14 protein-coding genes are annotated in these 14279 nt (G+C 40.8%); 10 read left to right on the top strand and 4 right to left on the bottom strand.

The features are described 5' to 3' along the window. Positions 1–4: 4 nt before the first annotated feature. Positions 5–1192 carry a glycine C-acetyltransferase gene (gene kbl / locus PDL71_RS17860; protein ID WP_407523740.1) on the bottom strand — a complete coding sequence of 396 codons (1188 nt, stop codon included), beginning with the start codon at positions 1190–1192 and terminating at the stop codon, positions 5–7. 211 nt (positions 1193–1403) lie between these two features. Between kbl and PDL71_RS17855 the strand changes: the two genes are divergently transcribed. The 8 genes from PDL71_RS17855 (at position 1404) to PDL71_RS17820 (ending at position 7716) form a co-directional block, all read left to right on the top strand. Beyond that, entirely contained in the window at positions 1404–1595 is a 192-nt protein-coding gene (locus PDL71_RS17855; protein ID WP_407523738.1) for a hypothetical protein, read from the top strand. A gap of 144 nt (positions 1596–1739) precedes the next feature. Further along, entirely contained in the window at positions 1740–2225 is a 486-nt protein-coding gene (locus PDL71_RS17850) for an RNA polymerase sigma factor (protein ID WP_407523736.1), read from the top strand. A gap of 78 nt (positions 2226–2303) precedes the next feature. After that, a complete protein-coding gene (locus tag PDL71_RS17845) occupies positions 2304–3401 on the top strand; it encodes an anti-sigma factor family protein (RefSeq protein WP_407523734.1) in 1098 nt (365 codons plus the stop codon). Between the two features lie 24 nt (positions 3402–3425). Then, on the top strand, positions 3426–4286 hold the full coding sequence (locus tag PDL71_RS17840) for an outer membrane beta-barrel protein (protein WP_407523732.1): 861 nt from the start codon (positions 3426–3428) through the stop codon (positions 4284–4286). Positions 4287–4474: 188 nt separating this feature from the next. Beyond that, positions 4475–4873 (top strand): GxxExxY protein, encoded by a 399-nt coding sequence (locus PDL71_RS17835; protein WP_407523730.1) that lies wholly within the window; start codon positions 4475–4477, stop codon positions 4871–4873. Between the two features lie 64 nt (positions 4874–4937). Continuing rightward, positions 4938–5345 carry a DUF4332 domain-containing protein gene (locus PDL71_RS17830; RefSeq protein ID WP_407523728.1) on the top strand — a complete coding sequence of 136 codons (408 nt, stop codon included), beginning with the start codon at positions 4938–4940 and terminating at the stop codon, positions 5343–5345. Between the two features lie 159 nt (positions 5346–5504). Next, complete coding sequence (locus PDL71_RS17825) at positions 5505–6062, top strand: murein L,D-transpeptidase family protein (RefSeq protein WP_407523726.1); 558 nt, start codon at positions 5505–5507, stop codon at positions 6060–6062. A gap of 310 nt (positions 6063–6372) precedes the next feature. After that, positions 6373–7716, top strand: coding sequence for a hypothetical protein (locus tag PDL71_RS17820; RefSeq protein WP_407523724.1), 1344 nt, complete (start codon positions 6373–6375; stop codon positions 7714–7716). 108 nt (positions 7717–7824) lie between these two features. Here PDL71_RS17820 and PDL71_RS17815 read toward each other — a convergent pair whose 3' ends face one another. From PDL71_RS17815 to acs, 3 genes are read right to left on the bottom strand one after another with little or no spacing between them, the layout of a single operon-like run. Then, complete coding sequence (locus PDL71_RS17815) at positions 7825–9549, bottom strand: hypothetical protein (RefSeq protein ID WP_407523722.1); 1725 nt, start codon at positions 9547–9549, stop codon at positions 7825–7827. Positions 9550–9609: 60 nt separating this feature from the next. Then, the gene (locus PDL71_RS17810) at positions 9610–10203 is read right to left on the bottom strand and encodes a Crp/Fnr family transcriptional regulator (RefSeq protein ID WP_407523720.1); all 594 of its coding nucleotides are present in this window, start codon (positions 10201–10203) and stop codon (positions 9610–9612) included. Between the two features lie 5 nt (positions 10204–10208). Continuing rightward, positions 10209–12146: an acetate--CoA ligase gene (gene acs / locus PDL71_RS17805; RefSeq protein ID WP_407523718.1), complete on the bottom strand. Its 1938-nt coding sequence runs from the start codon at positions 12144–12146 to the stop codon at positions 10209–10211. Between the two features lie 117 nt (positions 12147–12263). On the opposite strand from acs, the gene PDL71_RS17800 reads away from it, so the two are divergent. Then, positions 12264–13796, top strand: a complete 1533-nt coding sequence (locus tag PDL71_RS17800; RefSeq protein WP_407523716.1) for an MFS transporter — start codon at positions 12264–12266, stop codon at positions 13794–13796. 117 nt (positions 13797–13913) lie between these two features. Then, on the top strand, positions 13914–14183 hold the full coding sequence (locus tag PDL71_RS17795) for a DUF6814 family protein (RefSeq protein ID WP_407523714.1): 270 nt from the start codon (positions 13914–13916) through the stop codon (positions 14181–14183). Positions 14184–14279 lie beyond the last annotated feature (96 nt).

The raw sequence follows: 14279 nt of genomic DNA, 5'->3' as shown, positions 1-14279 counted from the left end.
CTTTTTACTTCAGCACACCTAACTCTTTACCCACTTTTGTAAATGCAGCAATGGCTTTATCCAGGTGCTGATGATCATGTGCAGCACTCAACTGTACACGAATACGTGCCTGGCCTTTGGGCACCACCGGAAAGAAAAAGCCGATCACATAAATTCCTTCTTCCAAAAGTTTGGCAGCAAAATTTTGGGCTACTACTGCATCGTACAACATAATTGGAACGATGGGATGATCGCCGGGCTTGATATCAAAACCTGCTTCCGTCATTTTCGTGCGGAAGTATTTGGTATTGCTTTCCAGTTTATCTCTTAATTCAGTTGTTTCACTCAACAAATCCATCACGGCAATAGAGGCACCCACAATACTTGGCGCTAAGGTGTTACTGAATAAGTAAGGACGGGAGCGCTGGCGCAGCATTTCAATAATTTCTTTTCTGCCACTTGTAAAGCCGCCACTTGCACCACCGAGTGCTTTACCGAGCGTGCCGGTGATGATATCAATCTTACCCATCACCCCTCTGTATTCATGCGTGCCCCTTCCTGTTTTACCGAGGAAACCGCTGCTGTGGCATTCATCTACCATAATAATGGCATCATATTTTTCAGCCAGTTCAACAATCTTATCTAATTGTGCAATGGTGCCATCCATGCTGAAACTGCCATCTGTAACAATGATCCGGCTGCGTGCACCGGAAGCTTCTTTGAGTTTTGCTTCCAGGTCCTCCATATTATTATGCTCATAACGGTAACGTTGTGCCTTACACAAACGCACCCCATCAATAATTGAAGCATGGTTCAATGCATCGCTGATGATGGCATCCTGCTCTCCAAACAAAGGTTCAAACACACCACCATTAGCATCAAAGGCAGCTGCATACAAAATGGTATCTTCTGTGCCGAGGAATTTGGAAATCTTTGCTTCCAGCTCTTTGTGAATATCCTGGGTTCCGCAGATAAAACGCACACTGCTCATACCAAAACCCCGCAGGTCAATGTATTTTTTAGCAGCTTCGATTACTTTAGGGTGAGAAGAAAGGCCGAGATAATTATTAGCACAGAAGTTCAAAACGATCTTTCCGTTCACCATGATCTCTGGTCCCTGGGCGCTTTCAATAACCCGTTCTTTTTTAAAAAGTCCGCCGGCTTTGATCTCTTCCAGTTCAGCAGCTATACGTGTTACAAATGCTTCGTTCATACCATAATCAATTTTAGAGGGCAAAAATAGGTGGAATCGGGGGCTGAAAGCTGCAACTTTTGTCTTACGTTTAACAAAATCACATATTTAGGTGATTGCAGTGTAACATTTCGGTCTCTATCTTCGTCTCATCTTTGAAAGTTTACCAAAAGCTGTAGTTAAAGATTGAAAACTAGCTTATAGCAGACCGGTAAATCAAAATTTCAACTGCATGAAAAGGCAAATCATCATCCTCGCTGCATTTTTAGTAATAGCACTCACAGGCTGGGCCCTGCTGAGCGGAGTTACCAAAGCACCTGCAAAGCCTTGTGCAACCGCCTGTAAGAAAGAAACAACTCCCAAGGCATCATCCGGCCCCTCTACCGGCTTTTTTATAGTGGACTCATTTTCAGGCATTCTGTAATCAATTCAGCCTGATTTATACCCTTATTTCCCCAGTTCACTCACTGTTTAATTTCTGTTCCTGAAAGAAAATTATATTTTTCTGTAACATTCCTTTTATTAAAACGTAACAAATAAAGAAGCCGTAAAAAGCACGCTACCGAACATGACCGCCAGAGAATATAATGACTGTGTAAACAGGTATGCCGATAATGTGTATCGCTTCATCCTCAAAAACCTGGGGCATGAAGAGGATGCCCGTGATGTGGTACAAAGCGCCTTTGAAAAATTATGGGTGAACCGGGAGCAGGTAGATGGGGAAAGAAGTAAGTCCTATCTTTTTACCATTGCCTATAACCAGATGATTGACCATATCCGCAAACATAAACGTGTACAATTGAGAGATGAATTTCAGGAAGAAATGCGGGTGCAGAACCGTCCGCAACATAATATGAAGAAAGTTCTGGAAGAAGCATTGAGTCGCCTGAGCGAAACGGCCCGCAGCCTGGTTTTGCTCAAAGACTATGAAGGCTATAGTTATGAAGAAATAGGTACCATTACCGGGCTCAATGAAAGCCAGGTGAAAGTGTACCTCCACCGTGCCCGCTTACAACTGAAAAACTATTTAGTAAGTATTGAAAACGTTATATAGCATATAGTTCACAGGTAGTGGTTCATAGCCCGGGCTACGTATCATAAACCACGAACTATCAACCATCAACTAAAAAAAATGAACATCAACCGCCATAATTACGAAGAATTTTTTCTGCTGTATGTTGACCGTGAGTTAACAGCAGCCGAACGTGTTTTGGTAGAAGAGTTTGTTGCTGCCAACCCTGATCTGAAACCGGAACTGGAGTTGTTACAGCAAACAACCCTGCAGGCAGATGTTACACTGGATGATTCCTTTAAAAATCAATTACTCAAAATACAGCAGGAAGAATCGGTAGCTGAAGAACAGTTACTGCTGTTGCTGGATGGAGAATTAAGAGCAGAAGATGCAAGAGAATTGCAATCAGTGATTGAAAAAGATGAGGCTGTTCAAAAAGAATGGCAATGGTTGCAGCGAACAAAACTGCAGGCTGATGCATCTGTAGTATTTCCTGATAAATCTATTTTGTATAAAGAAGCACAACCGGCACGTGTGTTTTATATGTCAGCCGCTGTAAGAAGATGGAGTGCCGCCGCCGCCGTATTGCTCATGCTGGGCACCGGCTATTGGCTTATGAACAGGCAAGCTGTTCCGGCCGGTGAAGTAGCTGCAGGCGAAACAAAAACAACTGCTCAACCTTCTACACCTGTTACAACACCTGGTAGTAAAACAACAACAACTGATGAAGTGGCTGCTACTGAATCAACAGCAGCACCGCAGGCAACCGTTGAAGATAAAACAGGCAACGGAGTACAAAACTCTTTCAAACAGGCACCTGCATCAGTTGTAAGTAATAAAACAAACAATACTGTTGCTGTTCAAACCCAACAACAGCAGCCTCCTGTTATACAACAGCTGGAAATCAATAATCTTCAATCACAGGAAGCAATTGTTAAAACAGAAAGAAAATCTGAAACACCAGGTAACATTCCGGAGAACTCATCCGTACAACAATCAGAAACAAGCATTGCAAGTGTATCAAATGTTTCTTATGTAAACTATGATGCAGCAGACGATGAAGATGAGCAGGAAGGTCTTTTAAATGAAAACAAACAGCGAAGCTCAGGATTGAAAGCGCTGTTGAAAAAGGCCAAACGCACATTTGAACGCAGAACCGGCATTCAATCCGGAGAATCCCAGGTTCGGTTTGCAGTGTTTACCGTAAACACACAATAAAAAAACTTATTTAAACAAACAGTTATGAAGAAGCTTTTTACAACAGCTCTGGCACTATCCGTATGCACGGCCCTCTTTGCACAAACAGATACTACCAAATCCCAAAGCGCTGATACCATTAAAATAGGCAGCATCATCATTATTAAAAAAGGGGATAGCAGGAATGTGGAAGTAAAAGATGAATCCAAAACAGACGGAGACGGTGTATCAGTAGAAATCAAACGCCGCAAGGAATACAAACCTTCTAACATCAGTACCAACTGGTGGATTGTGGATCTTGGTTTTGCCAATGTAAATGATCAAACTAATTATGCAGCAGCAACCGCACCCGGTGGTTATTTCCCCGGCGGCAGTAAAGGACAAATGGATTTACGCAACGGTAAATCAGTAAACGTAAACATCTGGTTCTTTATGCAACGCATCAATTTAATTGAGCATGTAGTAAACCTGAAATATGGTCTTGGGTTGGAACTGAATAATTACCGTTACGAAAGTAATATCCGTTACCAGTATGAACCCAGGGACTTTATTAACACGGATGCACAGGTAACAAAATTTGAAAAAAACAAACTGGCCGTTGATTATATCACCGTACCTGTAATGCTCAACTTCAACTTCACTCCCAAGAAAAAGAAGAGCTATGGATTAAGTGCCGGTGTAAGTGCAGGATACCTGTACACCGCCCGTCAAAAACTCATCAGTGATGAGCGTGGTAAAGAAAAAATTAAAAACGATTTTAACCTGGAGCCCTGGAAGTTATCGGCTATCGGTGAATTGAACCTGGGAACAGTTCGTTTTTACGGAAGCTATGCATTGAATAATATGTTCCGCAGCGGACTGGATCAAACACCTTATAATATTGGTATCCGTTTCAGCAGTTGGTAAGTCGTTATCACCATTAACCATACAACACCCGGCGATACACTGTTAAGGTGTATTCTCTGGTTAAACCGCTTCTCAGTTGGGGAGCGGTTTTTGTTTTTTGCCACGGAGGCACGGAAAGAATTTGTTACCCGAAAAGTAGTATTTGAATCCCAGGTAACACTTTCTAATTTTCATAGAAAGAATAGTATATGTCGTACGAAATTAAAACACCACATTTCCCTTTAAAAGATGAAACTGATAAAATCATCGGCACTGCTTTGGAAATCCACGAACTACTTGGACATGGCTTTCTTGAAATTGTATATAAAGATGCGTTTGAGTATGAATTGACCGAAAGAAAGATATTGTATAAGCGGGAAAAAGAATATAAAATCCTTTATAAGAAAATTATATTACCACATAAATTCTTTGCTGATTTTATTGTTTTTGATAAAGTTATACTGGAAATAAAAGCAACAGAAAATATTGCTGATGAAGACTTTGCCCAAACCATCAACTACCTCAAATGTTCGGGCTGTGAAGTAGGATTGATTTTGAATTTTGGCAGAGCCAAGTTAGGAATCAAAAGACTTGTTTTTAATCCATAAATTTTCACGTTTCTCCGTGTTTCCGTGGCAACAAAACACTTACCTTGCCGCAAAGAAATTAGATATGAGTTATAAAGTAATTGATATTGAAGGAATCGGAGCTAATTATGCAGCTAAACTGGAAGCCGTCGGCATTTTTACAACAGATGATTTGCTGGAAGCCGGCAGTAAAAAAAGCGGCCGTACTAAAATTGCAGATACCACAGGTATTCCGGAGAGTTTAATTCTTACCTGGGTGAACCATGCTGATCTGCATCGTATTAAAGGCGTGGCGGGACAGATAGCCGAGTTGCTGGAAGCAGCCGGTGTGGACACGGTAAAAGAACTGGCCGTTCGTAATGCTGAAAACCTTCACACAAAACTGATAGAAACAAATGAAAAATTCGGCTTGAGCGGAAGAGTACCTTCAGCAGAATCTTTACATGATATGATTACCCAGGCAAAAACACTGGAGCAAAAAGTTTTCCACTAAGAATATATTTGTTCAAGTACAAACACCGGCTATACAGCCGGTGTTTTTTATTGTTCCCCTGGCTTTATCATCAAGGGATTGTTAATTCATTTTGAAAGAAATAATACGGCATCATTTTTATCCGTTAAGAACTGTACCGGTTTGAAAATAAAACCCGCCATGAACAGCCTTAAACTTACATTCATCCTTCCCGTTGGAGCCATGCTCCTGCTCACCGGTTTTAGCTTTATTAACCGCAGCAAAAAAAATGGAACTGGAACTCCTACCTATGCCAATCATTTCAAAGTAATCATTACAAAAAGCAAATATGAACTGAAGGTATTTGATGAAGACGGATGGCTGTATACCTATCCCGTGGTTTTTGGCAGCAGTGAGATGCGTGATAAAATGATGGAGGGTGATAAACAAACACCGGAAGGGCATTTTAAAATTGTTCACAAAAAAATACACCCGGAATGGGGACCGTTTTTATTGCTGGATTATCCCAATAAAGAAAGCCTTGAAAAGTTTCAACTGCGGAAACTTAACGGTGAAATTCCTTCTACTGCCAAACCCGGCGGCGGTATCGGTATTCATGCTACACGTAATACCAAAGAAGACCGCTTTGTAGATTATTATTATAACTGGACGCTCGGTTGTATTTCTACCAAGCGCTCCTATGCCAGGGAATTGTACGACTTACTTCCTATAGGAACTGAAGTAACCATCTACCCCTGAGTAAGCAAAATACCCTGTGCAGGGTATAGCATCTCTTTCTGCTCCGTTTTACATTGGTGGCAAATTCCACATTATGAAACGGATACTCTTTTCCCTCACTGCTTTACTTACAGTTGCTGTAGTAACTGCACAGCAATTGAGCAAGGAAGCAACACATGAAATTTCTAAAAAGGCTAACAAAGGGTTTTTATATGAACCAAAGATTGATGAAGCCAATAACCAGATGACGCTTACCTATGTTACAAAATCAACCAACAGAAATGTGAAATTTGAAACCTACAAGTTTGATCTCAATTTTAACTTTCTTGGAATGGAAGAAAGTGAAAAAGGCGTTGAAAAATTAAAGAATTACAGGGTGGATAAAGGTGATGAATGGGAGATGAATGCAGTAAGTGTTGAGAGGAACAAGGTAGGAACACTTGTATTACGTCGTAAGGTGATTAAGAAAAAATGGAACTGGTTTTGGGGAGGCTATGATATAAAGGTAGAGTATAAAGAAAAATTAAAACCAAAATCGGATGACGGGAACAAGTTTTATTATTTAACTCACGCTGAGCAAAATGAAAGCGGAGGTGTTATTATTGTTGTAGGTGAAAAAAACAATAAAAATGATCCTTACAGTCAATACAAAAAAATACATGTGTTACGGTATGATAGTGAATTAAATCAACTTGCTGATCAGGAAATTGTATTTGATTATCCTCAAATGATTGCAGTTGCCAATGTAGATGATGCTGAAGAAGATGAAGAAACAGATGGGGATTTGACCATATTATTTGCTCCTCAAGGTGGTGGGGGACTTAAAAAGGTAGCTGATCCCAATGCGGGTAATTATACTTTTGTTCGCATAACCCCTAAAGCAGAAGTGAAAGAACGAATTCCGGTTCCATCTAATCACGGAATTTTTGACGGGACATTTGTGAATACCGCTAATGGAATGATCATTTACGGTCCTGCTAATGAAAACAAAACTGATTATCTCAATGAAAAGCCTGAAGATGATAAGTTTAAAGCCAAAAATTTTCAAATCGTAAAAATTGAAAATGGAAAAATTGATTATATAACCAGCACACCTATTTCTGACTTTGAAGCAAAAGCTCAAAAGCCAGCTGCCCAAAAAAAATCCCCTGATTACCGGGGCAGAAAATTCCGGGTAAATCAAATTTTCCAGGCATCAAATGGAGATTTATTTATAGCAGGTCAGAATTATAATCTGGTTTTAGGGTACTCCAATGTAAAAGTGTTTACCGATTTAATCATGCTTCATTTTGACAATAAAGGAACCTTAAAAGCTCAATACGGATTAGAGCGTGAAGAAAGTAATAATGATTCTAAGATGGTAAGTAATAATCAGTTAATATATGAAAGCAATGATGGCAAAAGTATTTATTGGGGAATTTTAGAAATAAAAGATTTAAAAAAAGATAAAGAACTGGGTGATAGTAAATTTAAATTCTTAGTGTATCCAAATATGACCAAAATCAATTTGGCCAATACAACCATCTCAAATCCTGTAAAATTTGGACAGGGAAAAACAGATTACTATGTAAATAACAGATATCCTTTTTTAAATCTTGGAAGAGGACAGGTTGTGTTTCTTGGCGAAACGTCAGGCGGTAAAACCTTGTGGTTTGCCAAGATGCCTTTAGATTAAAACAATCAATAACAATTTGCAACGGCTGATTACCCAAGATCCATGTTGTAAAAAAAGAGCCCCGCATTTGCGGGGTTTCTTTTTATACTTAGCACAACTGCCTGTAATTTATTTCCACACCGGAATATCTTTCCAGCCAAATTGATTACCCAGCTTTTGAAATTCTTCTTTGGTCAGGTAATGTGCCACCGGTAAATAGTCACCCAAAAAACCATTGTGGTTATTAGTACCAATCAAATTCATATCGTATTGTGTACCGCTCCAGGCTGTTTTGCTCCAGGGCAGATTAATTTCATTGGGAGCAACGGGCATATTCCATTCAGGTCCCACACTGATCCATCGTAAACTTAAACTTTGGGAAGTGGTTTGTCCCCAATCAACCCAGGTAACTCCGTTTTCTTTTGTAGCGTTAACCGGACGATCTTCTTTACGACTGTACACAATGATAAAATGACGGTCTTTATCTAATACTAATTCATCATCCATCACTGATGTGTTTTCCATTCCTTTTATTTCAGCAAATGGCCAATCTACGTCATAGGAAGTAATACTCCAGTAGCGGCATTGAGCAGTTGTCATTGCAGCAGCACCGTTCCTTGTATCAGGAAAAGTGGGAAGCTTACCTGTTAGTATCAATACTTTTCCTTTTTTAATAGTAGCACCCCGGCCTAAATAATTAGTGTAGTTACTGCAGGTAGCGTTGGGTTCATAACTGGCTGGTGCCGGTTGATTTTCACCTCTGCCGGTAACACCTAAATCAAGTTTGCGGATATAATCTTTATCACCCTTACGCTCCCTGTACAAGGCTCTTGATAAACCTGATGAGATGGAAAGAAACACACCAAATGCTTTATCCCATCCGTAAGGAGGTTTGTTGTAAGAAGCAGGGTCAGCGCTCCTTGTTGTTCTGTTGGTGCCTGTTGTTTCAGATTGTTTGATGAGCCCGTCAAAGGTGGCGGTGATGAAAAATTTTTCACCGCTTGGTAATTGAAAATAAGCCTTGGGTAATCCTACTCCTCCGGTAGGAAATTGATTTTTATCCATGGCATAATAACGGATCCATATATCACCAAAATCCCAACTGCCACGGCCATGACCACCTGTTCCTTTTTGGGCACCCCACGGGCCCTGGTATTGAAGGGCGCTTCCGTAGCGGATGCTTCCATCGCCCCTGTAAAAAGGGGGTTTATGTGAAGGATCAATTTTACTGGGATCTCCCACGGCCATTTCATAAACAACCTTGTAACTCCTGTTAACAGCTTTCCTGTTTGCACCGGGTAAAAATGGATTGATGCTGCCGGGCTGCGGTTTCATATCTGCATCTACAATAGCAACTTCACCCTTGCCTGCATACTTATCATAGCGATATTCCCTTGCATCAAAAGGAGGGGTTACCTGTATACTGAAAAAGCGGCAATAGGGAAACTCACCTTCAATAATCAATTTTGATTTAAAGGGTGCATAAATAACAGGAGCTAATAAGTACGTGCAATGCGGATCAGGAAAACTGCCATGCTGTTTGTTGAAATCAATATCATGTGCTAAACGAACGCCCCAGATTTTTTCTGGTTTGATATCTTCATAACGAACCAGTTTGATTTCTGAATAACGGGTAGGGTCATACCCTTTAGGCAATAATCGTTGAGGAAGAAGAGCCGGTTCTTTGCCTGCATACCACCGCTTGATGTAAGCTTCCAAAGAATCAGAAAGCTCAATAGCTTCTTTGGTTACATCATCCGGATTTCTGAAAGGGTACTTGGGTGGCGGTGGTAGACAGGAGTGAACTGCCACAAGAAAAATGGTTGATACAAATACGGTGTATAGGTTATGCATACGGCCTTATTTGCTAAAGTAGACGATGCGGAAATGAAAAGAGTTGATACAGATCAAATTTTATTTATTATAGCTGCCGGCTCTTAAACGGCTGAGTGTTTCAAGGGACATGCCCAGGTAAGAGGCTATATGTTTCAGCAGTACAGTATTGAAGAGATGTGCTTTTTGCGAAGTAAATTCATCATATCGTTGTTTGGCACTTTTCGTAACCATGGAGGTGTTACGTTCAATTAATTGATTGAGATAGGACTGATTCACGAGTCGGCCCAACCGCTCAAAGTTTTTACTGGTATCATACAAATGCTGCAGATCAGAAAAATAAATGTATTCACAGGAAGTGGTGCCCTGGGCCTGTATATTAAATAAACAACGGCCTCCTTCTGTAAAGGCTTTGTAATCGGTTGCCATCATACCGGGCTCACTGAACCAGGCCGTAATTTCATTTCCGTCTTTATCTGTAAAAAAATGCCGGCATAAACCTTTCACTACAAAAAAAACCTTGTCACATATCTCACCCTCATGAATAAAGATTTCATTCTTATCAAAGTCCTTTTGATGTACAATACTTTGAAACGAAGAGATTTCCTCAGCCTGCAGGTTCACAAACTGTCTTAAAAAAAGGAGCAGATGATGTTCAGGTGTTTTTTTATTCATGTGATTTATAATTTCCCTTTTACGATCTCCTCCACCACACCCGGATCAAGCAAAGTGGTAGTATCACCCAAATTACCCTTTTCACCTTCAGCAATCTTGCGTAAGATACGACGCATAATTTTTCCGCTTCGTGTTTTAGGCAAACCGCTTACAAACTGAATCTTATCCGGTTTGGCAATGGGGCCGATGACACGTGTTACTGTTTGCAGAATATTATTTCTTGTTTGCTCCTCATCTCCATGGATATGGCTGCAGATAACATAGGCATAAATTCCCTGGCCTTTAATATCATGCGGATAACCCACCACCGCACTCTCCACCACATCTGCATGCATGTTAATGGCATTCTCCACTTCGGCTGTGCCGATACGATGGCCGCTCACATTCAATACATCATCTACACGGCCGGTAATGCGGAAGTTGCCTTCTTCATCTTTCAAGGCACCATCACCGGTGAAATATAAATTAGGATAGGTTGCAAAATAATTGGTGCGGCAGCGTTCATGATCGCCCCAGGTAGTTCTGATGATAGAAGGCCACGGATTTTTGATACAGAGATTTCCTTTGTACAAACCATGCTCATCTTTTTCGGTAACTTCTTTTCCGTTTTCATCTACGAGTATAGGATGAACGCCGGGCATTGGTAAAGTAGCCCAGGAAGGTTTGGCAGGTGTAATGCCTGCTAAATTTGAGATAAGTACACCGCCAGTTTCTGTTTGCCACCAGGTATCTACAATAGGACATTTTTTCTTTCCGATATGTTCATCATACCAATGCCATGCTTCTTCATTAATCGGTTCACCTACGGTACCCAGAATTTTTAATGAGGATAAATCCTTTCCTTTTAAAGGCTCCAGACCAAAACCCATTAAGCTGCGGATGGCAGTGGGAGCAGTATAGAGAATGTTTACTTTGTGCTTATCAACAATATCCCAAAAACGTCCGGCATCCGGCCAGGTAGGAACACCTTCAAACATAACTGATGTGGCGCCTGCAGTCAATGGTCCGTAACAGATATAACTATGACCCGTGATCCAACCAATATCTGCCGTGCAAAAATGTACATCGCCCGGCTGGTATTGAAATACATTTACAAATGTATAACCCGTCCACACCATATAACCGCCGCAGGTATGTACCACACCTTTGGGTTTGCCGGTACTTCCTGATGTGTACAAAATAAACAGCGGGTCTTCTGCATCCATTTCTTCTGCAGGAAAATGAACCACACCATCTTTCTCTACCTGTGTTTCTGCATAGTCCATTTCATCTTCCCACCACACATCTCTTCCTTTAATCATGCTCACGGGTGTTCTGGTGCGGGTGTAAACAATTACTTTTTTTACAGTGCGGTTTCCGATTAATGCATCATCAATAATATTTTTTAACGGAATATCTTTTCCGCCCCGGTAAGCACCATCGCAGGTAATAATGAAAGTTGCTTCTGCATCATACAAACGGTCTGCTATACTTTGTGCACTGAAGCCACCGAAAATAACACTGTGTACGGCACCAATTCTTGCACAGCCTAAAACAGCATACACCAGCTCCGGCACCATGCCCATATAAATACAAACACGATCGCCTTTTTTTACACCGTTGTTTTTAAGCATTTGTGCCACCTGGCAAACACGTTTGTGTAAACGGTTATAAGTAACCACACGTACTCTGTCGTTTGGGTCATTCGGCTCCCAAATAAAAGCCGGTTTTTCACCCATTGCAGGAAGATGGCGGTCAATACAACTCTCCGTAATATTCAGTTTGCCGCCGAGGAACCAACGAACATGTGGTTCAATAAAATTCCAGTCGAGTGTTTTTTCCCATTTTTTTCTCCATACAAAATGAGAAGCGACATCATCCCAAAAACCTTCAGGATCTTCTTCGCTTTTTTTGTAGGCTGTCTTGTATTCTTCTAATGATTTGATTTGATAAGGATAACTCATAGCAAACAATGAATAAAAATGAGTTCACAAGTTAAATCAAAATCAGCTACAGATTGTTTGTAAACGTTTGCGTAGCCCGACAGCAAAATGAAACCTGCAATTCTTTAATTTCAGCCTATGAACCAAAACAACAAAGGCATCTGGAAGGTGATAGGCGCTTCCTCTGTAGGTACACTCATTGAATGGTATGATTTTTACATTTTCGGAAGTTTAGCTACAGTGATTGCCAACCAGTTTTTTCCGAAAACAAATCCCACGGCTGCACTGCTTTCCACACTGGCCACCTTTGCTGCGGGTTTTATTGTACGTCCGTTTGGTGCATTGTTGTTTGGACGGTTGGGTGATATTGTGGGAAGAAAATACACCTTTCTGCTCACCTTGATTTTAATGGGCGGCTCTACGTTTGCCATTGGTTTGATACCGAGTTATGAAAGCATTGGATTCTTAGCACCCATATTGGTTTTGTTGTTGCGATTGTTACAAGGTCTGGCGCTGGGTGGTGAGTACGGAGGTGCTGCAACGTATGTGGCAGAACATGCACCTGCCAACAAACGTGGTTTTTATACTTCCTGGATTCAAACCACCGCAACGCTGGGTTTATTTGTTTCATTGGGTGTGATACTAATTACCCGTCACAGTTTGGATAGTGATTTGCAAACTTCTATTGCCAAGTTTAATGATTGGGGATGGCGTGTGCCGTTTCTTGTTTCCATTTTGCTGGTGATCGTTTCCATCTACATCCGTTTAAAGATGAATGAATCGCCCCTGTTTTCAAAACTCAAAGCAGAAGGTAAAACATCTGTTAACCCGTTAAAAGAAAGTTTTGTACACAAGGCCAATTTAAAAATGGTGTTACTGGCATTGTTTGGTGCCACCATGGGGCAGGGGGTAGTTTGGTACACGGGACAATTCTATGCACAATCGTTTATTGAGAATGTATGTAAAATTGATTTTGAGCAAAGCCGCACATTGCTCATATGGGCTATTTTATTTGCTACTCCCTTCTTTGTTGTGTTTGGTGGATGGAGTGATAAAGCAGGACGCAAATGGATTATGATGGCAGGCATGTTGCTGGCGATTGTTACCTATAGTCCGCTGTTTGGACAATTGCTGAGTATAAGTGATACCCAGCAAAAAACAGAACTGATAGATAAGCGTGATGTAAAAGTAACTGCTGCTTCTATCGCAGGCACATCTGATTCGCTTCGTACAACAATTACCAAAACACTTTATGCAGATGGCATGCAGATGACGGAAACAAAAACAGATACTTTGTATGCGATGGCAGGTAAGGCAACTTTAAAGCCTGATATAAAGGTTTCAAAAGTACTGGGCAGTAATGGTTATTGGATGATGGTTGCGATAGTGTTTGTCATGATTCTTTATGTTACGATGGTGTATGGTCCTATTGCTGCATTTTTGGTTGAATTATTTCCCACGAAAATCCGTTATACGTCCATGAGCTTGCCGTATCATATCGGCAATGGTGTATTTGGCGGATTAACGCCCTTCATCGCCACCTTGCTTACCACCATTTATGTAGATGATAAATTAAGCGGACTGATGTACCCGATTTTGATTGCGGCTGTTTGCTTGGTGATTGGTATATTGTATGTAAGCAACAAAATTGATCCGGATGTTACGGACTAAGAAACCTCATCCTCATTCCTTCTCCAATGGAGAAGGAGGCCGGGCTATATTCCATTAATGTTACTTGGTACTAACACATCAACGTAAAAGCATTTTTAAACTAAAAAATTTATTTATATGAATCAAGTAAAACGCTGGGCTGGAATTTTGTGGATTTTTATTGCACCCATTGCCATGTACTATTTGGTAGAAACTGCCATTTCAGAAATCAATAAGAAGCCGGTGATTGATACCAAGATTCAATGGGGTGTGTTTATTGCGGTGTTTATTCCCATTGCGATTGGTATGTGCATCTTTGGATACTATGCCATGAAAGGTGAATACGATCATTTACCTGAAAACTCCAAAGAGCTGGAGCAGGATTATAATACTTCCACATTGGATTGAAGCTGATAGAGATTCACCCCTTGATTTTTTTCAAAAAAAGTAAACAGGTGTGCAGCGAATTACCAGCTGCCGAGGTCTTTTTAACGAAGGAACTAT

It is taken from the genome of Lacibacter sp. MH-610, assembly GCF_045780045.1.
Lineage (GTDB): Bacteria > Bacteroidota > Bacteroidia > Chitinophagales > Chitinophagaceae > Lacibacter.
This window is presented reverse-complemented; position numbering and strand designations above follow the sequence as displayed.